The following is a 25,745-nucleotide window of genomic DNA, read 5'->3' on the forward strand; positions in this document are numbered from 1 at the left end:
GAACGCGCGACAGGCCATGACGCGAAGTCGCCGGTTTCACTCCCCGTGAAAACGCCGGACAGGGCTGATGGGTTCGGCCACTACTGGTCCTACCTCGCCCAGGCGAAGGTGCGGGTCCCGCTCACTGCCTCGAAGACGACCGTGTCGCCCACCTGGTGGGCACCGCGGCCCGCATCCCCCGACGGGCGGCCGTCCAGCCAGGCGACCCGGCCGTTGATGGCGATGGTCCGGTCCGCGCCGAGGAGGGGAATCGCGACCCGGCCCGTCGTACCTTTCGGTGCCCTGACCGTGAGGGCGAACGAGTCGTCCCCCGCTCCACGCCGCCACCGCACGGAGATCTCGCCCGCCGGCACCGGGACGTCGCCCTGTGCCCAGCGCAAGTCGACCGGGTCGGGCTCCACCGCCCACGTGCGGTAGCCGTCGCCGAGAGGCCGGACACCGAGCACGCCCATCGACAGCGCGGGCACCGCGGTGCTCCAGGCATGGGCCATGCCGACATGGCCGCCCCATGTCAGAGAGGTGCCAGGCCGGGGCACGGTCGGGTTCCCGTCGGCGCCGACCTCCTCCCATGGAGTCCCGGGCCCGTTGCGGATCATGTGGCCCCACGCACTGCGGATCACCCGGAGCGCTCCGGCCCCGTCGCCGTACCGGAACCGGCCCAGGCTCTCCTGCCCCATCACGTAGGGGGAGATGTACCGCGTCATGTACGGGTTGTCGGCGTGCCGGGTGGTGAGCGTGCCGTACGGGCCGCTGAGGTGCGTGTCCAGGTATGCGGTGGCGTGGCGGGCCTGCTCGGGGTCGAGTACCCCGAAGACGAGGGCGGCGGCGTTTGAGTCGGCCGTGTGGTCACCACGCGGGTCGTCGGCGTTGAGCGTCATGGCCCCGGCTTCCGGGTCCCACATCCTGGTGAGCAGGGCGGTGCGGACGTGGTCCGCCCGGCGGTCGAGCGCCGTCGCGGCACCCCGGTCACCCGCCACCGACCGTTCGAGGCGGGCGAGCGAGCGCAGCGCCGCGTAGTACGCGGCGTTGGTGGTGGCGTCGACTCCGGCGGCCCGGTCCGGGGTGTGCCAGTTCTGGGCGGGCAGTCCGCCGTAGTCGGCAGTCCTGAACAGCCCGCCGTCGGTGTCCGAGGCGCGTGCGTCGAAGAAGCGTACGGCGCGGCGCGCGACGGGCAGCAGCGAGCGCACGAACTGGCGGTCTCCGGTGAAGCGCAGGTAGTCGGCCACGCTGACGACCCACAGGGCGGTGAAGCTGTCGAGCCTGACCTCCGCGGCCAGGGCCGGCGGTTCGAACCCTGCCGGCGATCCGTCCGGGGGGCCGGGGGCGCCGGGCTCGCAGGGCACGTCGATCCGGCTGGTCACCGGAAGCGTGCCGTCGGGAAGCTGCTGGCAGGCGAACAGGTTGATGGTGTCGCGCAGAATGCGGCGGTACGCGGCGCCCTGCTGGTACGCGCCCAGGGCCACGAGCTGGACGTCGCCCGCGTAGACGGTGCGGTCCCGCTTGGGGCCGTCCATGACGACCCAGGGCGGGGCCTGCCCCGTGGCGGTACGGGGCCCGCGGGCCGTCGACAGATCCACGCCGTACGCGCTCGCGTACCAGGCCCGGTTGAGCACCGGGTCGCTGGAGAGGAAGTGCCCGTCGTACGCACCCGGGAAAGTGGTCTGCCGCACCCGTACGAAGTCGAGGGTGAGTGAACCGGGCCCGTCCAGCGTGATCGCGATGTAGCGCTGGGAGCCGCGCAGGCCGGGGCTGCGCAGCACGGTGGGTGCGCTCGGTGGGGCGTAGACGTCTGCCCGTCCGTCGGGGTCGTCGTCGGTGCCCAGGGTCCTGCCCTTGTGGAAGTAGCCGTCGGGGTCGGGATCGGCGTCCCCGTCCGGGGTGAGGTACTGGCGGGCTTCCGCGTACGACGCTCTGACCGGGGCGCCCGACGCCCGCCTGACGCCCAACTCGACGTATCCGCCGGCCAGTACACCGAGGTCGAGCACGAGCCGTGCGCCGCGCGGTGCGGTCGTGGTGAGGGCCGCCGCCGCGCCGCCCTCCTGTAACACCCCGTCGGCGCCGGTGACCGTGCCGTCGTTGCCTTCGGCCGTCACGGACTCGGGCGGTACGAAGGTGCCGGGGACGCCCAGCACCTGCTGCCGCCACGCCGGGTCCAGATTGACCGGTTCCCGGGAGAGGGCCACGGCCCGGTCCTGATGTCCGGCGGCGAGAGTCCCGGAGAGGGTGGCGGCGAGGCAGGCCAGGACCACGGTCGATCGAGTCATTCGGTTCGTTTTCATTGTTTATGCTGTACGCATACGCTGAGTGAGGGGCAACCTCTGACGGGGTGGGGTGGGATGGAATCAGGCCACACAGGCCACAGCGGGGACATGAGCGCCGTGCGCGGTCTGGAGCTCCTCTGGGGCGTGGGCGAGCGCCCGAGCCGGGGCCGCCGGCCGGCCTTCACCCTGGAGCAGATCGTGCGCACCGCCGTGGGGATCGCCGACGCCGAAGGGCTGGCCGTCGTGTCCATGCGCCGGATCGCCGAACAGCTCGGCTGCACTACGATGTCGCTCTACCGGTACGTGCCCGGCAAGGCCGAACTGCTCGACCTCATGACGGACATGGTGATGGCCGAGATCCCCCTGGCGGACGCGCCGCCGGGCGGCTGGCGGACCAGGCTGGAGCTGTCCGCCCGCGCCGACTGGGGCTTCTACCACCGTCATCCCTGGATCCTGCGTATTCCGGCCGGGCGTCCAGCCCTGGGGCCCAACGGCTTCGCCTGGTACGAGTCCGTCCTGCGTGTGCTCACCGCGACCGGCCTGCCCCCGGCCGCGCTGGTCGACGTGTTCGATCTGGTCGACGCCTATGTTCGCGGCGCGGCCCGCGACTCCGTCGACGCGGCCGCCGCCGAGCGTCACTCCGGCATCACTGACGAACAGTGGTGGGCCGCCCGCGCCCACATCTGGGACGCCGCCCTCATCCCCGCCCGCTACCCGCTGCTGGCGAGCCTCCGCGCCGCGGGCGCTCTCAACCACCCCCGCGACCGTGGCTTCGGGTTCGGCCTCCAACGCGTGCTGGACAGCGTCGAGGCGTTCGTCCGGAACCAGCCCAAGCGCCGTTACGAAACATCACAGCGTAACGAAATCACCTGCCCGCAGTGTGGCGCCCCGGTCCCCCGCTCCGCTCCCGCCGGCCGTCCCCGGACCTACTGCACCGACGCTTGCCGTCAACGCGCCTACCGCGCCCGACGCGCGGCCCCCTACCGTTAGCTTGATCTTTCGTGTGGCTGTGACCAGCACCTTGGCAAGAGGCCCTAGCCCACCTCCAGTGCCCCCCGGGCAAGTTCCAGGAACCTCAGGTGCTCCCGGCGGAAGTCCCGGTATGCGGCGTCGTACTGGCTGCGCTGCTCCTCGCTACCAGACACCAGTCGTCCGAGCAGGCTGTTCGTGATGATCGCCGCCCGGCGCAGCGTCCTGGCGGTTTCGGCGACCGGCGTCGGCCCCTCCAGCATGACCTCTCGGCTGGCTCTGGTCACCTCGTTGAGCGCCGCCCGGGCGGCAGTCTGAATCTCCGCGATGACGTCGGCCCGCGGCTGGCCATCCGGGGCGGCGTCGGCCTCCTCCACGCGCCACAGCACCTCCGACAGTCCGTGCACCGCCGCACTCATCTCCCGGTAGGCGTCGCGCCGCCGGGTCCGTACCTCCGCGGCCTGGGCCGCATGCGCCGTGACCTCAGCCTGCACCCGCGCGGATCTGGTCGCGCCCCGGCCGGTGACCCAACTCGCGACCACCGCCGTCCCGCCGGTGATGAGACCGATCCACCAACTGTTGTCCACCACAGCGGAATTATGACAACCGACCGCACGTCCGTAGGCAGCCGCCCGTGGCGGCCCGCGGGTACTGCCAGCGCATTCCCATGGCCGAGAGCTGACGGCCTACCGCTCGGAGAGGACGGCGTAGACGTCGCACAGAAGAACCTACGAACCCGCAGAGGACCACCCGCCGCCCCGCGCTCGGCACGTCGGCAGGGAACCGCACGTAGGAGCTATGCGGTCGGTCCGACCGCCTCCCGCAGTCGGGACACTCCGCCCCGGCCGTCGTACTGCGTGCGTCGATCCGTACCGCCTCGCTGTTCACGTCCACGGACAGCACCGCTATATCCGCGATCGACGGGAACAGCAGCTCCTCCAGCCGGAGCGTCGTCTCTTCCACGGCCCTGAACTGTCAGCCACACCGTGACGGGGACTGATCATTTTCAGGCGACTTCCTGGAGCCACGGTCAGTGCCAGCCGTCACTCACCGTGCGTCCGTCACGGAAGTTGAGCCAGAACCTGGGAGCTGACACCACTTGTCGCTCAGAGCGGGGAACGTCCGGTTTCGCCGGAGTGCGGTGTCTCTGAAGCGCTCAGACGGACGTACGTCATCGCCAACGGGAAGGGCGGAGTCGGCAAGACGACACTGGCCTCCAACTTCGCGGGCCTGGTCGCCGCCGATGGCGCCCGCGTGCTGCTGGTCGACGTCAACGGGCAGGGCAACGTCGGTCGTGACCTCGGATACCGCCAGAGCAGCGTGGACGACGACGGGGCCGCCTTCTACGAATCCCTGCGCACCGGCTCGCCGTTTGTCCCCGTGCAGGGCGTGCGCCCGAACCTGGACGTCGTGGTGGGCGGCGCGGAAGTCGGCGCCGCCCACCGACATGCTGGCCGCGACCTTCCGCATGCAGCAGCACCGGCAGGCACTCGCCCTCGCCGTCTGCCTCGCCCCGATCGCCCACCACTACGACCTGGTGGTGCTCGACAGCGCCCCCGAGAACCCGCCGCTTCAGCAACTGGCACTGTCCGCCGCCCGCTGGATGATCGCGCCCACCCGGTCGGACAAGGCCAGCATCAACGACGGATTGGGCTCTATCTCCCGCCAGTTCCAGTTGGTGCGACGCACCGTCAATCCGGACCTGGCCTCCTTGGGTTGGTCCTTTTCGGCAGCGGCAGTGCATCCAAACAGATCCACCGCAACGCCCGCCAGTGGGTGGCCGAAGAACTCCAAGCAGACGGCTATCTGTTCGACGCGATCGTTCGGTACTCCGAAGCCGTGGGCCAGGACGCCCGCAGCCATGGCCGGCTCGTGCACGAGCTGGAGATGGCCGCCGCCAACAATCCGCGTTTCTGGGACCTCCGCGCCGGCCGCGCGGCCAACGAGACCATCGTGTCCGCCGGGAGCAGCTGCCGGCTACTGCCTTTCGGCTCGGGCCCCGTGAACTCTTTGAGCACCTGGGATACGAGGTGCTGCCGCGATGTCTGCTGTGCTATTCCCACACCCCGAATTCTGCCAAGTACCCCTCTCCACCCGCTCAGAGTTTCCCGGCTGCCGATCCGGCCGAAGGTCGTGAGTTCACCCACGAGCTGCTGGACGAGCTCCCGCCCGACCGGAACCAGCGCTACATCCGTCAACTCCTCGTCCACACCGGCATCTTGGGCGACCGGAAGGAGGACATCGAACGCATCCCCGGCTGGCTGGACACGAGCTCGCGGACAAGCCGGCCGCGCACGCCAACCTCACCCGCCCGTTCCTGCACTGGTTCCTGCTTCGGCGAGCACGCCAGCGGGCCGCCGCTCGCCGCCATCCCGCCTCCGCCGACCGTGACCTGCGGCGCCGAGTGAGGGTCGCCCTGGACTTTCTAGCCTGGATGGATCAACGCGGCTTGGCTCTCGCCGACCTCGCCCAGGAGCACATCGACGACTGGATCACCGGAGCCACCAGCCAACGTCGTTACCTGGTCCGATACTTCCTGAAATGGACCGCGAGCCGTCGGCTCACACATGAACTGACCGTCCCCTCCATCCCGAGGCAGGAGCCCCAGAACTTCCTCGACGAGGACGATCGGTGGCCGCTCCTCCAGCGCTGCCTGATCGACGATGCCCTACCTGCGGACGTCCGGGCCGCCGGCGCGATAACTCTGCTGTTCGGCCCGTCCACCGAACGTCTTTGCCATCTGACGCCTGAGCACCTCAAGCTCGGTGACAAGCACGCCCACTTGGTCCTGGGCCGCCACCCGGTGCTGCTGCCTCCACGACTCGCCGAACTCCTTCGGCGTCTCGCCGAACAGCCCAAGCAACGGCCGCAGCTCTCGCGAGTCCGCCCAGGTCCTCGGTGGCTCTTCCCGGGCATGGTCCCGGGCAAGCCGATTTCGACGCACGGCATGACCCAGAAACTCAATCGGCACGGCATCCCGGTTCGCACCGCGCGCAACGCGGCGCTGGCCGCCCTCGCTGCTGATCTCCCCAGCCCGATCCTCGCCGACGTGACCGGGATGCACCGCCACACCGCGCTCCGCTGGGTCGCCTACGCCAGACGCGACTGGGCCGAGTACCTCGCCGCCCGGGCCGCGGACGACGAGGATAGGGACTGAAAGGGTTGAGAGAAGATACGGCCGTAGTGATCCTTCAGTAGATGTGGGCGGTCCCCGTAGTTCACGTACGTACACGCTTCGTCACCAGCGTGACAGTTGATTCCACAGACCGCAGCTGCCGCTGGCTAATGAAATGGCCAGTGGAAGATGGGCCCTTAATTCTCCATTCCGGGATCATGAATGAGAGTTCTGGAGGACCCCCATCCCACGAGAGCATCAGGGTCCACGCGCACCAGCTCGGACAGCGGCACCGAACGGGGCGAGAAGCAGCGGTAGAAGGCGAGTTCGCCACTGCGACAGCACTGGTCGTCGGAGACAGAGATCTCACTCGGAGCACCCAGCGTCTCCACGAAGCTGAGAAGTGTCACGACGCTGCCGCCGGGCGGATCGGCCTGTCAGTCGTTGCTGATAAGGAGCGTTATCCTGAAAGGCAAATCGGTGGGCCACCCAATGGAAATCCGCAGGTCACGGTGGCGGTCGCTCGGGACGACGTTCAGTACACGCATCACCGCATCCCCTGGCCGCGGGATTGGTCCACTAATATCAAGGGCCACCTCGCAGATTGAGGCGACGACGCTGCTGGACCTAGTGTCGTGTGAATGAAGTTCTTGGACGTTTGGGTGTGGCGTGTTCGAGGATTTCGTCAGCGGTCTTGGTCCAGGTGAACGGCTGGCAGCGGTCGTTGTAGGCGTCGATGTAGCGGCGGATGGCGTCGGTGAGGTCGGCGACCGAGGTGAAGGTGCCGCGGCGTATGGCCTGGCGCGTGATGATGCCGAAGAAGATTTCCACCAGGTTCAGCCACGAGCAGGAGGTCGGGGTGAAGTGCAGGGTGATCCGCGGGTTCTTCGCCAGCCACGCCTTCACGCGGGGGTGCTTGTGGGTGGCGTAGTTGTCGGCGACCACGTGCAGCTTCACCCTCGGGTGGGCCTTGGCGACCTGCTTGAGGAAGCGCAGGAACTCGTCGTTGCGGTGCCGGTCGTAGCAGGCGTCGGCGGTGATCTTCCCGGTGGCGACGTCCAGGGCGGCGAACAAGGTGGTGGTGCCGTGGCGGACGTAGTCGTGGGTGCGCCGCTCCGCCAGGCCCGGCCGGACCGGCAGCATCGGGGCGGTCCGGTCCAGCGCCTGGATCTGCGACTTCTCATCGACGCAGACCACCACCGCCTTCTCCGGCGGGGCCAGGTACAGCCCGACCACGTCGCGGACCTTGGCCTCCAGTTCCGGGTCGGTGGAGAACTTGAACGTCTCGCTCCGCCAGGGCTGGATCTTCCACTTGCGCCACACCTTGGCCACCGCGACGTTGGACAGGCGCAGTTCGGCGGCGAGCAGCCGGGAGGACCAGTGGGTCACGCCAAGTTTTTCCGGCGGGCCCTCCAGGGTCCGCACCACCACTTCGGCCTCGTCCACGGTGCCGGGCCGGCCCGAGCGAGGCCGGTCCTCCAGCCCGGACAGGCCGGCCGAGCGGTACCGGCCGCGCCAGGTCACCACCGTCTGCCGGGAGAGCTCAAGCCGCCGCGCGATCTCGGTGTTCGAAGTGCCTTCCGAGGCAAGGAGCACGATCCGGGCCCGCGTCACCAGCCCCGACGGGGACGACGGCGAGCGGACCCACGAACGCAGAACCTTACGGTCCGCATCGGACACGGCCAACGGCAGGGCGACAGGCATACGCCATTCAACCGCACCCCAGTTCATCGTCCAAGGACTTCATTCACACGACACTAGTTGTGAAAGCCTCACTGACGGGCTGCCAGAATTCTCCGTGTCGGTTGCCGCCGTCTACGATCCGTCGAATTACGGTACTCACGATCAACTCCTGGGAGCATCAACTCTTCGGTGGGTTTTGGGATTCGAGTCCCGGAGCCACAGCGATCCCTCCAGCACGCATCTCCTCCGCGGGCTCAACCTGCACGCTCCGCGACTCGAGCTCGGGGGCTGTAGCGGGCTTCTCCGAATTACTCATGCGGGCTTCCTCATCGTAGATAAACTCATGCCGGTGTATGTCCGCAGGGCCTAATGGGAACTGTCGGGTCGTAGAGACTCGGTGCTGTAGCCGCCAGTGGGTGAGCACTCACGCCGCCGGAAGCATCCGACTTCTGAGGTCAGACCGTGCCCCTGCTGGTGGGCCGGAAGGCCAGACCGTTGATGGGGTGGCGTGCCCGCCGGGCAGTGGGGCGTGAGCACTGGATCCATTAGGCCGCGTGCCGCGCCTTCCGCGGGCTGCACGGAGCGAAGTACCGGACTGGGAGGGTGAGTTGCTGCTGATCGGCGATGACTGGGCCGAAGACCACCATGATGTCGAGGTCCAGGACGAGGCGGGCCGGAAACTGGCCGTGGCGAGGCTGTCCGAGGGCGTGGAGGGGATCGCGAAGCTGCACGAGCTCGTTGCGAGGCACGGCGGCGAGGACCTTGATCCGGCCGGGGTGGTGATCGGGATCGAGACCGACCGTGGTTCGTGGGTGCAGGCGCTGATCGCCTCCGGCTACCGGGTCTATGCCATCAACCCCCGGCAGGCCGCCCGGTTCAAGGAGCGGTACGGCTCCTCCGGTGCCAAGAGCGACAAGGGCGACGCGCACGCGCTGGCCGACATGGTCCGCATCGACCGGGACCAGCTGCGTCCGGTGGCCGGGGACAGCGAGCAGGCCCAGGCCGTCAAGGTCGTCGCCCGCGCCCACCAGACCTTGATCTGGGAACGCACCCGCACGTTCCAGCGGCTGCGCAGCACGCTGCGCGAGTACTTCCCCGCCGCCCTGCACGCCTACGCGGATCTCACGCTGACCAGCACGGACGCGCTAGAACTGCTGATCAAGGCCCCCACCCCGGCGGCCGGGGCAAAGCTGACCCGCACCCAGATCACCGCCGTCCTGGCCCGCGCCCGCCGGCACAACCGGGACGCGAAGGCAGCCACGATCATCACCGCGCTGCGCGAGAGGCAACTCGGCCTGCCCGAGCCGGTCACCGCCGCCTACGCGGCCACCGCCACCGCCCACGCGAAGCTGCTGATCGCGCTGAACGAGCAGATAACCGACCTGGAAGGGCAGGTGAAGGCCCATTTTCTGAAGCACCCGGACGCTGAGATCTACCTCTCGATGCCCGGCATCGCGGAGATCACCGGCGCCCGGGTGCTCGCCGAGTTCGGGGACGACCCCACCCGCTACGCGTCCGCGAAGGCCCGCAAGAACTACGCCGGCACCAGCCCGATCACCCGGGCTTCCGGCAAGAGCCACACCGTCCAGGCCCGCTACGTCCGCAACAACCGCCTCGCCGACGCGCTGCAGACCCAGGCGTTCTCCGCCCTGCGGGCATCACCCGGCGCCCGTCGCTACTACGACAAGCAACGCGCCCGCGAAGCCGGTTACAACCCGGCCCTGCGCCAACTCGGCAACCGCCTCGTCGGCATCCTCCACGGATGCCTCAAGACCCGAACCCTCTACGACGAAGCGACCGCCTGGTCACACCACGCCCACACCCCTGCCACTTGACCCCCAACGACATGGGGTGTCTGACCTGTCCCAATGCCCGCCGCTCCGGCGTCCACCTGCCCCGTCTGACCACCGCCCGCGCCCAGGCCCAGCGCCCGCTCGACGCCCCGGCGGGGCTGTCCCGCCTCCAGACCGCCGCGCTGACCACCCACATCGCCGAACTCGACCACGCCATCGCAGAACTCACCGCCACCGGAAGCCCCGACGCATGAAATGACCCCGCGGCACTGCGGCTGCGGCACGCCCTGGAACACGCCGGCATTCCCGTACGGCCGGGCGTCGACCAGGCCATCGTGCACGCCTTCGAGCGGATCATGTCCGGAAGTCCCGAGCGCACCAACGGCGTTTTCACCGTGACCGCCCTATGCATTGAGGATGGCATTTCTCGTGCCACCTACTACCGCTCGCCCCTGGCCAAGACCATCACCAGCCTTCTGCAGGCACCGGACACACCTCGCTCGCAGGAGACACCCTCACCGCCGAGATCACCCGTCTCAAGCGAGCCGATCGTGCTCTGCGCTCCGAGCATGCGGCCGAGCAGCGGGAGATGCGCGCCACCGTTGCCGCCTACGCCAACCGCATCCAGGCCCTCAGCCTGCGCAACGCCGAACTCGAAGCGGAAAATGCCGCCCTGCGCGAGCACCTCGGCCAGGCCGATGGTTCGCTCACGTCGCTCCGGTGACAAACCGGCGGTGCCGTGACTGGGCTCAATCCGAGCTGGTTGGTGGGGCGAAGAGGTAGCGATCCATCATGAGTGCTGCGTCGGCAAGGATCTCGGTGTCCCCCATGGGGTCGTCGCGGAAGGCGAGGCCGAGGAGGTTGCTTCCGACCTCGACAGCGAGCCGACCCCGGCGACGTGATTCGTCGGTGTCCGGCATCGCATACCCGCGGACGAGGGCCCGGTGAATCCGGTCAGCGATCTCCCGATCGGTCTGCTGGGTGTCGGCTCGCAATGACGCGATGCGCGGTCCGTGGTACCAGATCCGACGGTAGCCGGGCTCTTTGCGGAAGCGGTCGGCGTAGGCAGTGATCAGCTTGTCCAACAGGTCCTGCGAGCGTTCGGGCAGAGGCTCGCTCGTGACGCGCTCGGCGATCTGCACATCCAGCTGAAGCCAACTGCGCACCAGGGAGGCGACGATCGCCTCTTTGTCAGCGAAGTACCGGTACAGCACGCCGACCGACACTCCGGCCTCGGCCGCGATCAGCTTGGTGCCCAGATCGTCGTAGGAGGTCGTCTCCAGCAGAGAAGCTGTCGCCTCAAGGATGCGGGCGACCTTCTCTCGACTGCGTTGCTGCTGCGGCTCGTGCATCTCGGCCATCGAACTCCTTGACACCTCCCTAAAACCCGAACCAGAGTCTAGTTCATGTTTTTATCCAGAGGCATCACGCGCACGAAGCTCGGGCCGAATTTCCAGCGCGTCTGGGCCTCGGTGACCGTCTCCAGCCTCGGCGACGGGATGCGTTTCGTCGCTTTGCCGCTGCTTGCGGCTCAGCTCACCTCCGATCCTCGTCAGGTCACCTTCGTCTATGTGGCCGAACAGCTGCCCCTGCTGCTGTTCGGCCTCCTCTCGGGCGCCATAGCGGACCGCTTCGACCGCCGCCGCATCCTGTGGGTCGTCGACGCTGTCCGAGCCGTGATCGTCGGGGTGCTCGCCGTCGCGGTGGCAGTGCACGCGATGACGGTGCTTCTGCTGGCCGGCACCGGTTTCCTTCTTGGGCTTGGGCAGACCCTCTACAACGGAGCCTGGTCAGGCATCGTGCCGACGCTGGTTGCCTCCCCGGACCTGACGCGCGCCAACGCCCGTCTGCAGTCCGGTTCTCTCATCACCGACACCCTCCTCGGCACCCCGCTCGGCGCGTTGCTCTTCGGGGTCTGCGCCACGCTTCCCTTCGCCGTCGATGCGGTGTCGTTCGCGGCCGCTGCCGTACTGGCCCTGACGCTGAGCGGCGACTTCCGTCCACGGCCGCAAACCACACCAAACCCTTGGAGGACGTTGCTCGACGACACGACTCAGGGGGTGCGCTGGCTCTGGCAGCAGCCGTTGCTCCGTCGCCTCTGCCTGACGTCTGGGATCACGAACTTCGTAGGTGGGGGTCTCATCGCCATTCTGGTGCTCTACGCCCGGCAGACCCTGGGCCTGAACAGTCTCGGATTCGCCCTGTTGGTCGCCTCCTTCGCGGTCGGAGGCGTAGCGGGAGCGATGGCGACCCCTCGCCTGAGCGCCCGCTACGGAACCCCTCGAGTTTTGCGGCTGGCGGCTGCCGTCACGGCAGGCACCGCAGTGGCTGCCGGCGCGGCCTCCTCGGGCCTCATCGCCGGCGCGTGCATCGCTGCCTACGGAGCGGCGAACCTGGCATGGAACGTGACCGCAGTGTCCCTCCGCCAGGCACTCGTCCCTGCTCACTTACTGGGGCGCGTCGGCATGGCCTACCAGATGGTCATCGGCGCCGGAATCACGCTCGGCGCTGTTCTCGCGGGCCTTGAAGCCGACTCCTTCGGGCTTCGCGCCCCCTTCTATATCGGGGGCGCTCTGCTACTCGCCGCAAGCTTGATCAGCATGCGTCCCGCGAGCAACGACACTCCAACACCACGTGGCTCGACGGGATCAAGGGTTCATACAGTCCGACGACGCACTGGAGATACACAAGCGACTGAGCCGGAGTGTGACCGATGAGCCGCATCGGGAGGGGTGCGCACCCTTGTCGGCCCAGTGCAGCGCAACGGGCCATCCATGCGGATACCACCAGGGGCGAATGCGTACGTAGTACCAGCTCTCTGGGGAGCCTATCGCCCGGAGCGGGCCCCGCGTCCGACATGAGACATCAACGGGCTGAGACAGGCCGACAGGTCACATAACCCCATCCAGCGCGGTCGCGTGCGGTAGCTGCACGGCCCCGGCCACGACTTCCGGAAATGAGGCCGCCATTTCGGTGCCGCGTCTGGAGCGCAGCACCCCTTGGCCCGCGTCGACGGAGACGAGAGCCCGAAATCCGTCCCACTTCGGCTCCGCAGCACAGCCAGGCCGCAGATCAGGCACGGACACGGGGGTGGTCAGCATCGGTTCCGGCAGCGTCCACGTCACCTCCCATCCCTTATCCCATCCGGACGTGGCCGAGGCAGCCGAGCAGCTGGTGTATCACCGGCGCCCGCCCGCCAGCGGGTTTCACACGCGATGGCCGCAGGCACCGGCAGTCCGCGTCGCGATCGACGCCTTCCGTCGTCGTCCGGCGGGTTAGCGCATGGCTTGGATGCGGTGCATGTTCGGTCGGGGATGGTCGTGTGCGGGGGTGGGTGCGGCGCCGTGGCGGCGTTGGCGGGTGCTGTATTCGGTGATGGCCTGCCACAGGTCGCGTCGGTCGACGTCGGGCCAGTAGGTGTCGGTGAAGTGGATTTCGGCGTAGGCGGCCTGCCAGAGGAGGAAGTTGGAGATGCGGCGTTCGCCGCCGGTGCGCCAGAGCAGGTCGACGTCGGGGGTGTCGGGCCAGAGCAGGTGGCGTGCGAGGTCGGCCTCGGTCATGTGGTCGGGGTTGAGGGCGCCGGTGGTGGCGGCGCGGGCGAGGTGGGCGGCGGCCTGGGTGAGTTCGGCACGGCCGCCGTAGTTGACGCAGAGGGTGAGGGTGAGGCCGGTGCGGTGGCGGGTGGCCTGCTCGGCCTGGAGGAGGTCCTCGACCAGGTCCTCGGGCAGGCCGTCGGTACGGCCGGCCCACCGGATCCGCATGCCCAGGGAGTCACTGGTGACGAAGTCGTCGCGTAGCTGCTCGCTGAGGTTCTCGAAGAGGCAGGTGATCTCCTGGGTGTCGCGTTTCCAGTTCTCGGTGGAGAACGCGTACAGGCTCAGGTGGGACAGGCCGATCTCCGCGGCCCCGTAGATGACCTCCCTCGTGGCGGCATCCGCACCGATGCGGTGGCCTTCGTGGCGTGGCAGGCCGCGCTGGGTGGCCCAGCGGCCGTTGCCGTCCATGATGACGGCGACGTGCCGGGGCATGCGGCCGGCGGCAATGGCGGGTGGGCGGGCACCGCTGGGGTGTGCGGGCGCCGGCTGGGGCGTGTGCGAGGAGCGGTGGTGACGGGGCGCGGGGAGGGCTGGCGCGTAGTTCGGGGTGAGGGGCGCCGCAGGCAGGGGGGCCAAACGCCAGGCGAAGGCGGCACGGATACGTGCTGGGGCGAGGATGCGCGACCGCACCAGGGGCGTGGGGACTGCGGGGCGTGAGAGCAGTGCTGGACCTGCTGCCTGGACGGCGTCGAGGCGGGCGTGGAAGAGGCGGGTGGCGGTGCGCAGCATCTCGGCCGGGCCTGGATGGAGGGCGCCGGTCAGGCCGGGCTGGTCCAGCCAGCGGCGGGCCTGCGCCGTCAGGTGGCTGATCAGGTCCTGGACGGCAGGGCTCCAGTGCCGCTCCTGCAAGTGGTCGGCAGCGGCCGGGAACTGGTCGAGGACTTCGGCGGGCAGGATCAGGTCGTCGCGGGCGAGGTCGTGGGCGAGGTCGGTGAGGGTGTCGGTGAGGTAGAGGCCGTCGAGGTAGCGCTGGTAGGCGTCCTTGCGGCGCAGCCACAGCGGTACCGGCACCCCGGCGCGGGCGAGCAGGGTCATGGTCTGCGCGGCCCAGGAGAGGTTGAGGTCACCAACCCATGTGCTCCACTGGTCCCAGGTCTGCAGGCGGCGGCCGCGGGCGTCCCCGTCCAGTGTGGTGAAGGACAGTTGTAGGTCGGCCAGGTCCAGGCGCCACCGGCGCATGGTGTCGATGAGGGCTGAGCGGATGGGGTCGTTGCTGTGACCGGCGGGCAGTTCGCTCTCCAGGGCGTCGGTCCATGCCTTCAGCCGCGCCGCGCGGGCGGCGTGCGTTTCTGCCTCGGTGTCGGCGGCGTCGTCGGCGGCGTTGAAGGCGGCCCACATCGCCCAGCAGGCCGGACGCAGCACCGGCGGCATGAGCTGCATGATCGAGTACTCGACAGGGTCCTCCCGCCGTGCGGTGCGCCGGCAGTGCGTGTAGGCGGCCCGCAGTGCGGGGTCGTCGATGGCGGCCTGGGTCAGGGTGCTGGGCACGGGGGTGTCTCCCTCTGATGTGAGGTCTGGTGCGGCAGGCCGCGGTGCGCGGGGGCTGCTCGGTCCTCGGCTGCGGCTGTGGTCGGGGGGAGCGGCGCGTGCGGCGGGGTCCAGGCGAAGGCGAGCGAACCGCCCACCATCCCCGCCACGCTGCCGATCAGCAGTCCGCCGAGATTGCAGGTGATCAGGGCCAGGACGGCCAGGGCGGCGGCCGCGACACCGGCGAGGGTGCGCAGCTGGGGAAAGCGCAGCAGCACGAAGCCCGCGAGGAACAGCGGCAGGCTGACGCCCAGCCCGGCGGCGTCGGCCACCCCCGGGCGCAGGATGGCGGCAGGAGTTCCGAGGAACGGCAGCACCAGCATCTCCGCGCCGGCGCCGGACACCAGGACGGCGGCGGCCAGCGGACGCTGCCTGATCCATCGGCGCACTCGGCCGGCAGGCGACGCACTGGGACGGCGGGTCAGAAGCATTCGTGGTCTCCTGGCTTGACCCGCATGCTCAGGCCACTCAAGTGGAAAGAGCCGGCCGTGCCCTGCCAGCCGGTGAAGCGGGGATGGTGCACCGTGACCCGCGCGGTCTGGGCCATGAATCCGCCAGAGGAGCCGCCCTCCGCCCGGGCCAGCACGTCCCCGAAGTGGATGTCTCCGTGCAGCTGGTCGCTGTCGACGACGAGCCCGCTCGCCTTCACCGGCTCCTCAGTCCCGGCGCCGATCAGGACCGTCACCGGCCCCACCGGAGTCTTGACGAGCACGCTGACGCACAGGTCCGACAGCTCTGCCTCACGTGCCGTCACGACCACCACGGGATGCCGGGCACCGGTCTTCGGATCGACGTTCATTCCGGGCAGGGCAGTGAAGCCGCTACCGGTCAGGCGGTCAGCGGAGACCTTGAACGCTTCCCCGGACGCCGCCACGGACGCGGCCAACGCCCCGGTGGCCGTCCCTGCCAGAACACCCCCGGCCGCCACCGACGCAGGCCCCATCAGCAGCCAAAATCGCATCCACCGACGCTGGAAGAGCGGCGGTTTCTCCTTGACGTGTCGGTGCGCACCGTTCATGTTCTGACAACGCCACCAGGGTGATCACGACACGGGCTATACCGGCCGTTTCATCCACTGCGCCAGCGACCACCTCTGGGGCGGCGCACGGCTGAGCTGAGGGCTGACCACAGCGCCCTGACCGGCGGTTTGTACGCACCGTCAGCGGTGTCCGCAGACTGCACGTGAGGGACGTCTGTGATCACGGTGTGGCGCTTTTTGAGTGTCGGCGGCGTTGCCAGGTCCGGTGTACGACGGCCGCCATCAGCAGTGCCGTGAAGTCGACCAGGACGTAGCCGCCGGGGAGTCCGGAGGGCGGGTTGGCGAGCAGGAGCAGTCCGGTGACGTCGTGGGGCCGGTAGCTGTAAGCAGCGAAGTAGGTACCGGCGAACTCAGTGGGTACGGTCACGGCAATGATCCATGGGATGCGCGGCCGCATGACGGGGTGATAGCGAACCACGGCGATGATGAGAAGGCCGAAGACACCGCTGTAGTCGGGTCGTTCTGCCAGCGTCAGGCCCCACAGCGTCCATGCCGCCACACCCGCGTAGGCGGTGTGATGCAGCCAGCGGGGAGCTGGGGTCCGGGCGAGCACGATGCAGACCAGGGCGATGCTGGCGTGGCCGGGGGGAACCCAGCCGGGAAGGTTGCCCAACCGGTAGTCCCACCAGCCCATCAGGTGGGTGCCCACCCATTCGACGGTGCAGGCCACGCTGAGGGCACACAGGACCTGGACGCGCACCCACGCACTCTCATGCCAGGCAACGAACGTCGTCCAGCAGGCCACAACCGCTCCCAGAGCCAGTTGCCCGAGGGGCCCCGAACGGGGATCGGTCAAAAACACCACCAGCAACGCACCAGTGAACAGCACGGTCACGAGGGTGCGCTCCGAATGGCGCGACATCATGTGCGCGCCCACACCACCGGGATGGGCGTCCTCCTGCTCTTGTACGGCCGTGGCATGACGGAGCAAAGCATGCAGACGCGGGAATCGCCTGAGTCCTGCCGGGTGGCTTCGTGGATAGCCGGTGGACACCATGTCTGATCAACGACGCCGGAGGCCCAAGGAAAGCCTCTTTCACTCGATCCAGACACGTCGCACGCGGTGGTGACCGGGCCCCGCCCGCTGGCACGTGGTGCCGAGGGTGCCGTCATGAGTGCGGTGAGCGCATCCTGTCGACTCTCTGGTCCGGGTCAAGGACGGGGCGCCACACGGGTGCTGCGGGGCCGTTCCCGGCTCCCGCAGCTTGTCCGGCTGGTCATGGGGTGTGCCCGTCCGTGGACTGCGGGCCCAGTACCGGAAATGCGTGGTGACGGCCCGGTGATCCCGTTTAGCGTGATCTGGCTGGCGATCGTCAGCGGCATGTGGTGAACACACTGGAGTACCGATGGCTCTGCCCGCACGGCTGACCGCCGCCTTGGGACGACACCCCGATCACCTCACCGAGGACGATCTGCACCGCGCGGTTGAAAGCCACGTGCCCGAGAGCGTCGACCTGGACTGGAAGAAGGATTTCTACCCGGGCACCGACGCGGGCAAGAAGGAGCTCGCCAAGGATGTGTCCGCCATGGCCAACACGGCCGGCGGCATGGTGGTCATCGGCGTCGACGACGGAAATCAGGACCACGCCCACCACCTGGACCCCGTCGATCCGGTGCCCGGCCGTGGTGAGGAGTGGATCCGCTCGGTGCTCGCGAACTGGATCCAGCCCGTCGTTCCCAACGTGGGCGTCCGGGTTGTGAAGTCCGCGACCAAGGGGGGGGGGCAAGATCTACTGGGTGCTCACGGTGCCCCCGAGCCCCCAGGCCCCGCACGCGGTCGCTGCTCCGGGCAACGACTACCACTTCCGCGTGCACGTCCGGCACGGCACCACGACCCGCACCCTCGCCGAATCCGAGATCGCCCAGCGCTACCGTGACCGCTTCCAGGCTGCCTCCGACGACGTCGACCGCCTCCATCAGGTCGCTGACGCGGGCCTTGACTACCTGTCGGGCTACCTGACCAGCACGGCCACCGGCGGCAGCCCCAAGGTGACCTACTACCCGGGCTGGGTCAGCCTGGCCGCCGTTCCGGCCGTCCGCGGCACCTATCCCGTGACCACGCGGGTGGATCGGGATGCGGCGTTCGACCGCTTCGTCAAGCTCGCCGGCGAAGGTGTGACCACCAACGTGCAGCCGGCCCGCCCCGTGTTGGTCGGTCGCCGCCAGGTCCGCTTCGAGGGCGTACCGACCGGCCAGCTCCACCAGGACGGTAGCTTCTACGCGGCGCTGCCCATCAACCTCCAGAGCGACCACGGCAACTCCGACGGTCCCAAGCGGCTGTTCCAACGCGGACTCGAACTCGACCTCGTGGCCTTGGTACAGGCCGCCGCAGCCTGGGCGGCGGAGACCGGATCGGCTGGCGACCTGGTGCTGACCGCCGCACTCCACCGCTTCGACGACGACAGCGACAAACCCGTGCACCTGATCGCGGCGGAGCACGCCTTCCCCCACGGCCCCGCGACGCCGCTCCCAACAGTTCCCGCGCAGACCACCGGCGATCTCGCCGCCATTGTCACCGACCAGCGAGAGGCCGTCGTCGTGGCCTGCGCACTCGTCTCCGACCTCCTGGCCGACATGGGAGCGCACGAGCCTCACGTCCTGACCCCCGAAGGAGAGATCCTGATCGACCGGCTCCAGGGCTACCGGCATTCGCTGCGGTAGTCACTTTCGACCAACAGCATGAGCCCCAGGCATCGAAAGGCCTGGTGGCGGTGGCAACATCTCCTTGTGATTGGGCGGTGGGGTGGCAGCGGGTGGGTGCCAGCGGGCTCGTGGTGTGGATGTCCTGGTAGTGGGTGTGGGGCTGGGTTTTTGGTTGCTGTCATGGGGTGACCAAGCGGCTGTTGTGGGGCGGCTAGCAGGTTGGTTGCTGGCTGTCATGGCTTTCGCTGTTCCTTTGTGAGGGGCTGGCGGGGTCGGGTGGGCTGGGCCGTATGACGGTTCAGGGGGTTTCGGCGGGTGGGGCCGGGGTGGGGTCGGGGTGGGGTCGGCTGGGGCTGTGCCGGCCGGGGGTGTGCCGTTGGCTCGGGGTGTGGTTGTGCGTCGGCTTCTCGCGGTGGATGGGGAGGGGACGCTGACTGCGCTGCATGTGCGGATCGCGGCGGAGTTGGCGGGTGTGTCGGAGCGGACGGTGTGGCGTTGGCTGGCGGATGGGCGCCGTGGCCATGTTGAGGCGCGGCCGCGGCAGGACGGGTTTTCGCTGAGTGACGCGTTGTGGGAGGTCCTGGCTGAGGCGGGCGGGAACGTCGCGGAGTTGCGGCGCAGGATGCTCCGGGCCCAGCAGGAGGGGGTGTTGGATGGGTGGGGTGCGCAGTGTGTGCCCTCGCTGCCGACGTTGCACCGGGTGATCAAGCGGGATCTGGGGGCGGGCCGGGTTCTTGAGGTGGCCCGTCCGGCAGGGGCTCGGGCCGGGCTGCAGCCGAGCCGGTATGACCGGGCACTGGCGGATTTGGGACTCGTGGACGGTGAGGGTGGGCCGCTTGTTGTCGACGGGCCGCCCGCTGACGTGTCAGTGGCGGAGGGCGCCGCGGATGCGGGGGTGCGGGGCGGTGGTGTGCGGTTGTACGTGCCGGGGGCCCGGCTGGTGTCCACACGGCAGGTGGCCGCTGTGGTGGAGGCTGTGGGGCATACGGTCGCGGCCCGGGGGATGTGCTGTGTGTACGGGAACACGGGCCTGGGGAAGACGGTCGCTGTCGAGCAGGCGTTGCATCTTCTGCCCGGCCGGGTGCCGGTGTGGCGTGCGGTGGCCGGGGTGGCGCCCGGTCTGCCGCAGCTGCGGGCCTCACTGTGTGAAGCGTTCGGGCTGCCGTCGGGGGCGCTGCCGCACCGGGCCGGGCCGGCCAGCCAGGCTCTGATGCGGGCACTGGCCGAGCCGGGTGTGCTGTTTATCGATGACGCTCAGCGGCTGACGCCGCCATTGCTGGATTATCTGCGGCAGTTGTGGGACGCGCCGGGCTGTGCGGCGGCGCTGGTGCTGTGTGGGGCGGGAAGCGAGCGGGCCCTCGCCCGTGCTTCGGCGCTGCGCTCCCGAGTGCTGACCTGGCATCAAGTCGGCCGGCTGGATGCGTCTGGGGTTCCGCAAACGCTGAGCCTGTTCCATCCGGTGTGGGCGCAGGCGGATGCGGACGACGTTGCGCGGGTGGATGAGCAGATGGCGCGCGGCAATTTCCGTACCTGGGCGAAGATCACGTCGCATGTCTACGCGGCCCGCGAGCGCGCCCCCGCAAGGCGTGTGGACCGGGAGCTGATCGAGCAGGCTTGCGCGCGTCTTGGGCCCTATCCGTGACGGTCCGGGCTGCTCGAAGGGCTTGTGTACGGGGCCTTCACCTGTTCCGACGGGGTGAACGAAGGCGGGCTCCGCGGAAGCGGATGAGAACGAAGGGGCATGGGGTGCACGGGCAGCCGCTGGCGCCGCCGGAGGATCCGGCCGGTGTTTTGGGGGAGGAGTCGTTGATGGCGTTGCGGGGGCCGGCGGTGCGTCGTCTGCTGGCGCTGCGCGCCGAGCGGCGGCTGTCGCGGGAGCATGTGCGCCTGGCCGGGGAGTGCCTGGGTGTGTCGGAGCGGACGGTGTGGCGGTGGCTGGCTGAGGCCTCCCGGACGCCTCAGGCCGCGATCCGCCCCGGGGAACGCAGCGGTGACCGGTTCGAGGTCACCAGGGAGATCCGGGTGCTGCTGGCGTACTGGCACGGCAACGCTTCCGCGGTCCACCGCCAGTTGGTGGCCCGGGCCGAGACCGGCGGCGATGACGGTCAGCCGACGACGCCGCCTGAATCCGCGGCTTCTCCCGCGGGCGCCCCGCCGGCTGCGGTGCCGTTGCTGGACCCGGTGCCGTCGTTGTCGACGTTCCTGCGTGCGGTGCGTCGTGATCTCACGGTGGGGGAGCGGGCCGGTCTTGCCGCAGGACCGGACGCAGCACGCGCGCATGACGTCTTCGGTAAACGGGCGGCCTCCTGGCGCAATCACGTCTGGGAGGCCGATCACGTCCAGGCACCTCTGCTCGTCGATGCGGACGGCGACCTGGTGCGCCCGTGGGTGACCTGGTTCATCGACACCGCCACCAAAGTCATCACCGGTACCGCGGTCACCCCTGGCGTCCCTTCCCGCGCCTCGGTGCTGGCTGCGCTGCGCGCCGCTGTGCTGCGTGAGGAGCCCTATGGTCCCGCGGGAGGGACACCGGAGCAGGTGCGGGTGGACCGGGGCAAGGACTTCCTGTCCACCGCCGTCACCGCGGCGTTCGGCACGATGGGCGTGACGGTGAAGGATCTGCCCGCCTACAGCCCCCATCTCAAGGGCACGGTGGAAAACCTCAACCGGGCCGTCGACCGGATGCTGTTCGCGGCCCTGCCCGGCTACACCCTCGCCCTCACCAAGCCCCGCTCCGGCCGGCGAAGCGCAGGCGCGGGCCGCAGGCCGGAGACCTCCGGTGCCATGTCGTTTCAGGACTTCACAGCGGAGGTGCTGGCCTGGACACACTGGTGGAACACCGAGCACCGGCCGCAGGTGCTGTCCGGCCGTACGCCGCTTGAGGCATGGCAGGCCGATCCGACCCCTGTCACGGACGTCCCCGCCGCCGACCTGTGGACGTTCACCCTGGAGGACGACGGCCGGGCGCGGAAGCTGACCAGCCACGGTGTGCGGTGGCGCGGGCGCACCTACATCGCCGCCTGGATGATGGGCCAGGCTGGCCGTACCGTCACGGTGCGCTATATGCCGCACCACGATCACGAGATCGACATCTGCGATGCGAGCGGCAAGTATCTCGGGCCCGCGCACCTCGCGGACGCGGCCACCCCGGAACAACTCGAAGCCTTGCGCACAGTCCGTGCGGAGCGTGCCCGACGTCCGCGCGCCGAGGTGAAAGCCGCCGAGACCCTGCGCCGACAGCGCTTCGCCCCGGCCACCACGGCCGGGCCGGCCCAGCGGCTGGGAGCCCTCACCGCCGCTCAAGCCGGGGACGAACTGGCCGCCGTCGAGCACACCGACACCTCGAAGCTGGCGCTGCCCGGCCTTATCCCGCCCGCAGCGCCCCCGGCCGACTGGCGCACCCCGCCCTCCCTCGCCACCCGGACCACGCCGGACCGCCCTGTTCCGCTCCAGCCCGAACCCGTTCCCGACGGTCCGCCCGGACGAGCCGCAGACCCTGCTGAAGACGGAGACGCCACGTGACCGCGGCCACCTACCAGTACGTCGACCTGCCCGATGCCTCCGTGGTCACCACCCGCGCCCTGCTCACCGCCCGGGAGAACATCACCGACACGGTCGCCGCGCGGGCCATGATGTGCATCCACGGCGGCGCCGGCTTTCGGCAAGACCCTGGCCGTCAACATCTGCCTGCGCGAACTCGAACCGGGCGAGGACGTCCGCAAGATCACCTTTCGGGCCCGGCCCACCGCCCGCGCGGTGCGCTATGAACTGTTCACCGCGCTCGACCTGGCCGGTGAGCCACCGCGCCACCCCAGTGAATTCGACCGCTTGCTGAAGACCGCCCTGGCCGAGCGCCCCCGCACCTTTCTGGTCGACGAGGCCCAGTGGCTCAACGGGGAGGCGTTCGAGTACTTCCGCTATCTGTGGGACGAGCCCTCCACCCAGCTCGCGATCATCTTCGTCGGCGGCGAGGGCTGCCACACCGTGCTGCGCCGCGAACCGATGCTCTCCTCCCGCATCTTCATCTGGCAGCACTTCACCCGCCTCACCCCCGACGAGGTCCTCGACGTCATCCCCCTGTTCCACCCCATCTGGGCCGACGCCGACCCCGACGACATCACCTTCGCCGACAGCCACGCAGCCCACGGCAACTTCCGCGCCTGGGCCCAGCTGACCGCCCACACCCGCACCGCCCTGGCCCGCACCGGCCGCGCCCGCGTGGACCAGGAGCTGCTGCGCTGGGCCTTCAGCCGCCTCGCCTGACCACACCGCCTATGCCTCCCGCTCCGCCGCTGCCGCCCGTCACCGTGGTTCTCGACCGCCACGACGACGCGCTGCACACGCACACCGCCCTGGCCGCCCACCATCCGCCGTCCCGCCGGATCACCCTGCACCCTGGCCCGGGCACCACCAGCGAGACCGGCCTCGCCCACGACCTTCTCGCCGCTCTGGGCAAGCCGCCCCTGCTCCCGGGCCGCTTTCCCACCGGCCGTCAGCCCGCCTGGCAGGCCGCTGCCGCCTGGATGACCGCCCTGCCCGTCACCCGGCTGACCGTCCTGCTCGCCCACCGCCTCACCGCCCGTCGCGCGATGCGCCTCCTGCAGCTACATGCCCTCACCGGTATCCACCTGACCTTGGTCTGCCACCGCCCGCACCTTCCCGCCGCTCTGCACCAGGCCCTGCGGACGGCCGACTACTCCCCTCACCGCCGACTTCGAGGCCGCCCGCCGCCACTACTTCGGCACACCTGTCGCCGAATCCCCGGCCGCAGACGAGCCCACCGGGCCGGCCAGCCGATGGCTCACCCTGCCCGCATTGGACCGCCTCGTCTCCTACGACAGCCCCCGCCCCTGCGCCGTCCCGTGCACGCCACCGCCGATCGCCTGGCGGCACCGCCCACCGCCCGCGCCTCTCACCGCGCCCACCGCGCAGCGCGTCGCTCACCGGCTGCACGCGGCGACCGCACATCCCCGCCTCGCCGCGGCAGTCGCCGCCGCGCTGTTCACCGGCGCCTCCCTCCAGCAACTCGCCACCGCCCGCCCCCGCGACTACGACGACGCTGTGGCCACGCTCGCCCTGCACGACCGCGCCCGCTACACCGACGGCTGCGCCGCCCACCCCGTACCACCCTGGGCAGGCATCTTCCTGCGGGCTGCGGCCTGCTTCACCCGACTCGTCTCCGGCGAAGACCAGGAACTGCTCGCCGCGCCAGGTGACCGTGCGCACCTGCTGGGCGTTGCGGAGACGGCCAGACTGCGCCCGCCCCAGCCGCCCGCGGCCCGCCGCCAAGGCCCGGTCGGCCGTGTGGAGTGGGACTGGCGCGAGCGGCAGGAAGCTGAGAGGTACAAAGCGGTGCCGGCCAGTCGCGTCAGGCCCTAACGATGCTGAACACCCTGACGCGTTCGCTCGACAGGGCAGACTCAGCCGATCGAGAAGTCGGCGAACTCGACGTCGCTGAAAGCTACGTGCAGACCGTGGGCCCGGCGGCCCCCTTCGCGAAAGTAGGCGTGCCCCAGCGCACGGGCGAGTATCACCGTCTGCCGCTGCTCGCCCGCGCCGGCATCCCGAGCGGCGAACAGCTCCCGGGCCACCTCTCCCGGCAGGTCCTGGGTGATCCATCGCACCCGCGGATCGTCCGAAGACCCTGCTGGCGCGGCGAACCCGAATCGCGCCCTCGTGTGGAGGACGAACCCGTTAGCTTCGGCCTGTGCACGCCGACGGGCCCGTATTCGGGGCTGCCATCGGGCCAGGACCGCTTCCTCGATCGCCCGGACCTGCATCGGACCCGGCGGACGACGCGCTCCTGGCTTCTTCGTCACCCACCGCTGCACAGTGCGCTGCGACACCCCCAGCACGGCGGCGACCCTCCGGGTGGAACCCGGGTGCGCCGCTAGCAAAAATCGCAGGCGTGCCTCGGTGCTCGAAGGAACGGGGCGGGTGCGCAACGCGCGCTCCAATCCCTGCTCGATCTGTCCCACGTCCGTCTCTCCAAGCGGCCAGCCGGCAGGGCCAGCACCCCGCAGTCCGTAGCCAGTTCTGCCAGGTCATCTGCACCCGCCTGCCGTGTCCATGGGCGAACTCGTTGACGGTGCCCTCTGCTTTGGAGCGGACCACGTAGCGGCCTTCCGGCCGGGCCTTTGCTGATCGGTGCGGACGCGTACTTGCAGGTCGCGGAGTGCTCGCGGCGGGAAGCCCACGTTCCGGGCGCTTTCGCGGGAGGTTGTGCACCCGGTTCGGACCGGGCACGTGCGCGTTCACGTACGAGCCCGGCGTCCTTGAGCCGCCTCGCCACACACCGGGCGTAGCCGGGGCCAGCGCGAGATCGAACAGGCCGTCGGCACCATCGCCCTGGGTGAGGCGCTCACGGAAGTCGGCCAGCACGCTGTGGTGGAAGCCGGGATCATCCAGCTCCATGGCCAGGGCGTATGTGGAGTCGATGCGGCAGCGGACCGCCTCGGCGGCCTGCCGGTCCGACAGGTCGAGCAGGAACTGCAGGACGCAGACGGTGGCCAGTTGGGTGGGGGAGAGGTCCGGGCGCCCGTCGCGCGGGTACCAGTCGGCGAAGTCCTCATCGCACCGCAGCCCGTCCAGCCGGTCCCTGACCCACATCGCCGTCGTGCCGCCCGGGTTGCTCGCCCGCGCGGTCTGCACGGTCAAAGACGGGACTTGCTCACCGGAACGGGGGCGGAGGGACAACGGGTGCCTCGACAACTGCATTGGCCTTCGGAACAGCCTGAGCATGCCCGCTGATCAGGCTTCCGCACCGGGCAACTCCAAGATCCCCGGCAGAGTCAGGCCAAGGCACTCGATCAGGCGGCAGTGGGCAGCTGAGCGGCGGCGCAACCCGACGCCGGTCGGTGCGGTGACCGCGGCCACGGCGGGACGCCTGGGCCGACTCCGGCGACGGCAATCTGCGGCCTGGCCGCGCTGATCGCTCTGTTGTCCACCTGGGGCTCGGTGAGCCAGACACGGACCGAACCGCACATAGCCGAGCAGGCGCAGATCACCACCACTGATCACGCTACTCCCTCCAAGATCCACGTCCCCGGGCTGTCGGTCCGATCCTTCACCCGTTAGGCAGGATGGGCGCCATGACCGAGATTCGCACTCCCCGCCTCA

At 69.6% G+C, this 25,745-nt stretch carries 25 protein-coding genes and 1 pseudogene; 14 read left to right on the plus strand and 12 right to left on the minus strand.

Going from position 1 to position 25,745, the window contains the following annotated elements; genetic code table 11:
- Nucleotides 1-89: 89 nt before the first annotated feature.
- Nucleotides 90-2,264, minus strand: a complete 2,175-nt coding sequence (locus Q4V64_RS54090; protein WP_172629544.1) for an alpha-L-rhamnosidase C-terminal domain-containing protein — start codon at nucleotides 2,262-2,264, stop codon at nucleotides 90-92.
- A gap of 105 nt (nucleotides 2,265-2,369) precedes the next feature.
- On the opposite strand from Q4V64_RS54090, the gene Q4V64_RS54095 reads away from it, so the two are divergent.
- The gene (locus Q4V64_RS54095) at nucleotides 2,370-3,251 is read left to right on the plus strand and encodes a TetR/AcrR family transcriptional regulator (protein WP_253267414.1); all 882 of its coding nucleotides are present in this window, start codon (nucleotides 2,370-2,372) and stop codon (nucleotides 3,249-3,251) included.
- Between the two features lie 44 nt (nucleotides 3,252-3,295).
- Here Q4V64_RS54095 and Q4V64_RS54100 read toward each other — a convergent pair whose 3' ends face one another.
- Nucleotides 3,296-3,820: a hypothetical protein gene (locus tag Q4V64_RS54100; RefSeq protein ID WP_124444685.1), complete on the minus strand. Its 525-nt coding sequence runs from the start codon at nucleotides 3,818-3,820 to the stop codon at nucleotides 3,296-3,298.
- A gap of 583 nt (nucleotides 3,821-4,403) precedes the next feature.
- On the opposite strand from Q4V64_RS54100, the pseudogene Q4V64_RS55970 reads away from it, so the two are divergent.
- Nucleotides 4,404-4,679: pseudogene (locus Q4V64_RS55970) on the plus strand (ParA family protein); the annotation flags it as partial.
- Nucleotides 4,680-4,802: 123 nt separating this feature from the next.
- Here Q4V64_RS55970 and Q4V64_RS55975 read toward each other — a convergent pair.
- Nucleotides 4,803-5,108 carry a hypothetical protein gene (locus tag Q4V64_RS55975; protein ID WP_348540834.1) on the minus strand — a complete coding sequence of 102 codons (306 nt, stop codon included), beginning with the start codon at nucleotides 5,106-5,108 and terminating at the stop codon, nucleotides 4,803-4,805.
- Between the two features lie 152 nt (nucleotides 5,109-5,260).
- On the opposite strand from Q4V64_RS55975, the gene Q4V64_RS54110 reads away from it, so the two are divergent.
- On the plus strand, nucleotides 5,261-5,638 hold the full coding sequence (locus Q4V64_RS54110) for a hypothetical protein (protein WP_253267413.1): 378 nt from the start codon (nucleotides 5,261-5,263) through the stop codon (nucleotides 5,636-5,638).
- Nucleotides 5,639-5,664: 26 nt separating this feature from the next.
- Nucleotides 5,665-6,387: a hypothetical protein gene (locus Q4V64_RS54115; protein WP_148100398.1), complete on the plus strand. Its 723-nt coding sequence runs from the start codon at nucleotides 5,665-5,667 to the stop codon at nucleotides 6,385-6,387.
- Nucleotides 6,388-6,972: 585 nt separating this feature from the next.
- Here Q4V64_RS54115 and Q4V64_RS54120 read toward each other — a convergent pair.
- A complete protein-coding gene (locus Q4V64_RS54120) occupies nucleotides 6,973-8,049 on the minus strand; it encodes an IS630 family transposase (RefSeq protein ID WP_303708621.1) in 1,077 nt (358 codons plus the stop codon).
- Between the two features lie 587 nt (nucleotides 8,050-8,636).
- Between Q4V64_RS54120 and Q4V64_RS54125 the strand changes: the two genes are divergently transcribed.
- The 3 genes from Q4V64_RS54125 (at nucleotide 8,637) to Q4V64_RS54135 (ending at nucleotide 10,545) form a co-directional block, all read left to right on the plus strand.
- Nucleotides 8,637-9,863, plus strand: a complete 1,227-nt coding sequence (locus tag Q4V64_RS54125; RefSeq protein WP_303715952.1) for an IS110 family transposase — start codon at nucleotides 8,637-8,639, stop codon at nucleotides 9,861-9,863.
- Nucleotides 9,860-10,075, plus strand: a complete 216-nt coding sequence (locus Q4V64_RS54130; RefSeq protein WP_303715373.1) for a hypothetical protein — start codon at nucleotides 9,860-9,862, stop codon at nucleotides 10,073-10,075. Before Q4V64_RS54125 ends, Q4V64_RS54130 begins: the two co-directional genes overlap by 4 nt.
- Before the next feature lie 335 nt (nucleotides 10,076-10,410).
- Nucleotides 10,411-10,545: a hypothetical protein gene (locus Q4V64_RS54135; protein WP_301184641.1), complete on the plus strand. Its 135-nt coding sequence runs from the start codon at nucleotides 10,411-10,413 to the stop codon at nucleotides 10,543-10,545.
- Between the two features lie 25 nt (nucleotides 10,546-10,570).
- Here the strand turns inward: Q4V64_RS54135 and Q4V64_RS54140 are convergent, their stop codons facing one another.
- Nucleotides 10,571-11,182: a TetR/AcrR family transcriptional regulator gene (locus Q4V64_RS54140; protein ID WP_124445953.1), complete on the minus strand. Its 612-nt coding sequence runs from the start codon at nucleotides 11,180-11,182 to the stop codon at nucleotides 10,571-10,573.
- Nucleotides 11,183-11,227: 45 nt separating this feature from the next.
- On the opposite strand from Q4V64_RS54140, the gene Q4V64_RS54145 reads away from it, so the two are divergent.
- Nucleotides 11,228-12,538, plus strand: coding sequence for an MFS transporter (locus Q4V64_RS54145; RefSeq protein WP_124445954.1), 1,311 nt, complete (start codon nucleotides 11,228-11,230; stop codon nucleotides 12,536-12,538).
- 558 nt (nucleotides 12,539-13,096) lie between these two features.
- Here the strand turns inward: Q4V64_RS54145 and uppS are convergent.
- The 5 genes from uppS to Q4V64_RS54175 form a co-directional block, all read right to left on the minus strand.
- Nucleotides 13,097-14,905: a polyprenyl diphosphate synthase gene (gene uppS, locus Q4V64_RS55980; protein ID WP_253267616.1), complete on the minus strand. Its 1,809-nt coding sequence runs from the start codon at nucleotides 14,903-14,905 to the stop codon at nucleotides 13,097-13,099.
- Complete coding sequence (locus Q4V64_RS54160) at nucleotides 14,890-15,375, minus strand: DUF6114 domain-containing protein (RefSeq protein WP_253267617.1); 486 nt, start codon at nucleotides 15,373-15,375, stop codon at nucleotides 14,890-14,892. Before Q4V64_RS54160 ends, uppS begins: the two co-directional genes overlap by 16 nt.
- A complete protein-coding gene (locus Q4V64_RS54165; RefSeq protein ID WP_124445956.1) occupies nucleotides 15,366-15,905 on the minus strand; it encodes a DUF6230 family protein in 540 nt (179 codons plus the stop codon). Before Q4V64_RS54165 ends, Q4V64_RS54160 begins: the two co-directional genes overlap by 10 nt.
- A gap of 238 nt (nucleotides 15,906-16,143) precedes the next feature.
- Nucleotides 16,144-16,683 (minus strand): hypothetical protein, encoded by a 540-nt coding sequence (locus tag Q4V64_RS54170; RefSeq protein ID WP_124445957.1) that lies wholly within the window; start codon nucleotides 16,681-16,683, stop codon nucleotides 16,144-16,146.
- Nucleotides 16,684-17,296: 613 nt separating this feature from the next.
- Nucleotides 17,297-17,569 (minus strand): hypothetical protein, encoded by a 273-nt coding sequence (locus Q4V64_RS54175; RefSeq protein ID WP_172629668.1) that lies wholly within the window; start codon nucleotides 17,567-17,569, stop codon nucleotides 17,297-17,299.
- Nucleotides 17,570-17,720: 151 nt separating this feature from the next.
- Here Q4V64_RS54175 and Q4V64_RS54180 point away from each other — a divergent pair, with 151 nt between their 5' ends.
- The 6 genes from Q4V64_RS54180 to Q4V64_RS54205 all read left to right on the plus strand — a co-directional run bounded on the left by Q4V64_RS54180 (nucleotide 17,721) and on the right by Q4V64_RS54205 (nucleotide 24,005).
- Nucleotides 17,721-18,644 (plus strand): hypothetical protein, encoded by a 924-nt coding sequence (locus Q4V64_RS54180; protein WP_253267618.1) that lies wholly within the window; start codon nucleotides 17,721-17,723, stop codon nucleotides 18,642-18,644.
- A 376-nt stretch (nucleotides 18,645-19,020) separates the two neighbouring features.
- The gene (locus Q4V64_RS54185; protein ID WP_124445775.1) at nucleotides 19,021-20,268 is read left to right on the plus strand and encodes an ATP-binding protein; all 1,248 of its coding nucleotides are present in this window, start codon (nucleotides 19,021-19,023) and stop codon (nucleotides 20,266-20,268) included.
- 104 nt (nucleotides 20,269-20,372) lie between these two features.
- Nucleotides 20,373-22,148 carry a Mu transposase C-terminal domain-containing protein gene (locus Q4V64_RS54190; protein ID WP_253267567.1) on the plus strand — a complete coding sequence of 592 codons (1,776 nt, stop codon included), beginning with the start codon at nucleotides 20,373-20,375 and terminating at the stop codon, nucleotides 22,146-22,148.
- Entirely contained in the window at nucleotides 22,145-22,393 is a 249-nt protein-coding gene (locus Q4V64_RS54195; protein WP_124445776.1) for a hypothetical protein, read from the plus strand. Before Q4V64_RS54190 ends, Q4V64_RS54195 begins: the two co-directional genes overlap by 4 nt.
- Entirely contained in the window at nucleotides 22,314-22,889 is a 576-nt protein-coding gene (locus Q4V64_RS54200) for an ATP-binding protein (RefSeq protein WP_124445777.1), read from the plus strand. Before Q4V64_RS54195 ends, Q4V64_RS54200 begins: the two co-directional genes overlap by 80 nt.
- Nucleotides 22,890-23,441: 552 nt before the next feature.
- The gene (locus Q4V64_RS54205) at nucleotides 23,442-24,005 is read left to right on the plus strand and encodes a hypothetical protein (protein WP_303708615.1); all 564 of its coding nucleotides are present in this window, start codon (nucleotides 23,442-23,444) and stop codon (nucleotides 24,003-24,005) included.
- 41 nt (nucleotides 24,006-24,046) lie between these two features.
- Here Q4V64_RS54205 and Q4V64_RS54210 read toward each other — a convergent pair whose 3' ends face one another.
- Together Q4V64_RS54210 and Q4V64_RS55985 are read right to left on the minus strand one after the other, a co-directional pair.
- Nucleotides 24,047-24,250: a terminal protein Tpg-like protein gene (locus Q4V64_RS54210; RefSeq protein WP_253267599.1), complete on the minus strand. Its 204-nt coding sequence runs from the start codon at nucleotides 24,248-24,250 to the stop codon at nucleotides 24,047-24,049.
- A gap of 70 nt (nucleotides 24,251-24,320) precedes the next feature.
- Complete coding sequence (locus tag Q4V64_RS55985) at nucleotides 24,321-25,367, minus strand: transposase (RefSeq protein ID WP_348540835.1); 1,047 nt, start codon at nucleotides 25,365-25,367, stop codon at nucleotides 24,321-24,323.
- Between the last annotated feature and the right edge of the window lie 378 nt (nucleotides 25,368-25,745).

The sequence above is a fragment of the Streptomyces sp. NL15-2K genome (assembly GCF_030551255.1).
In the GTDB taxonomy this organism is placed as follows: Bacteria; Actinomycetota; Actinomycetes; order Streptomycetales; family Streptomycetaceae; genus Streptomyces.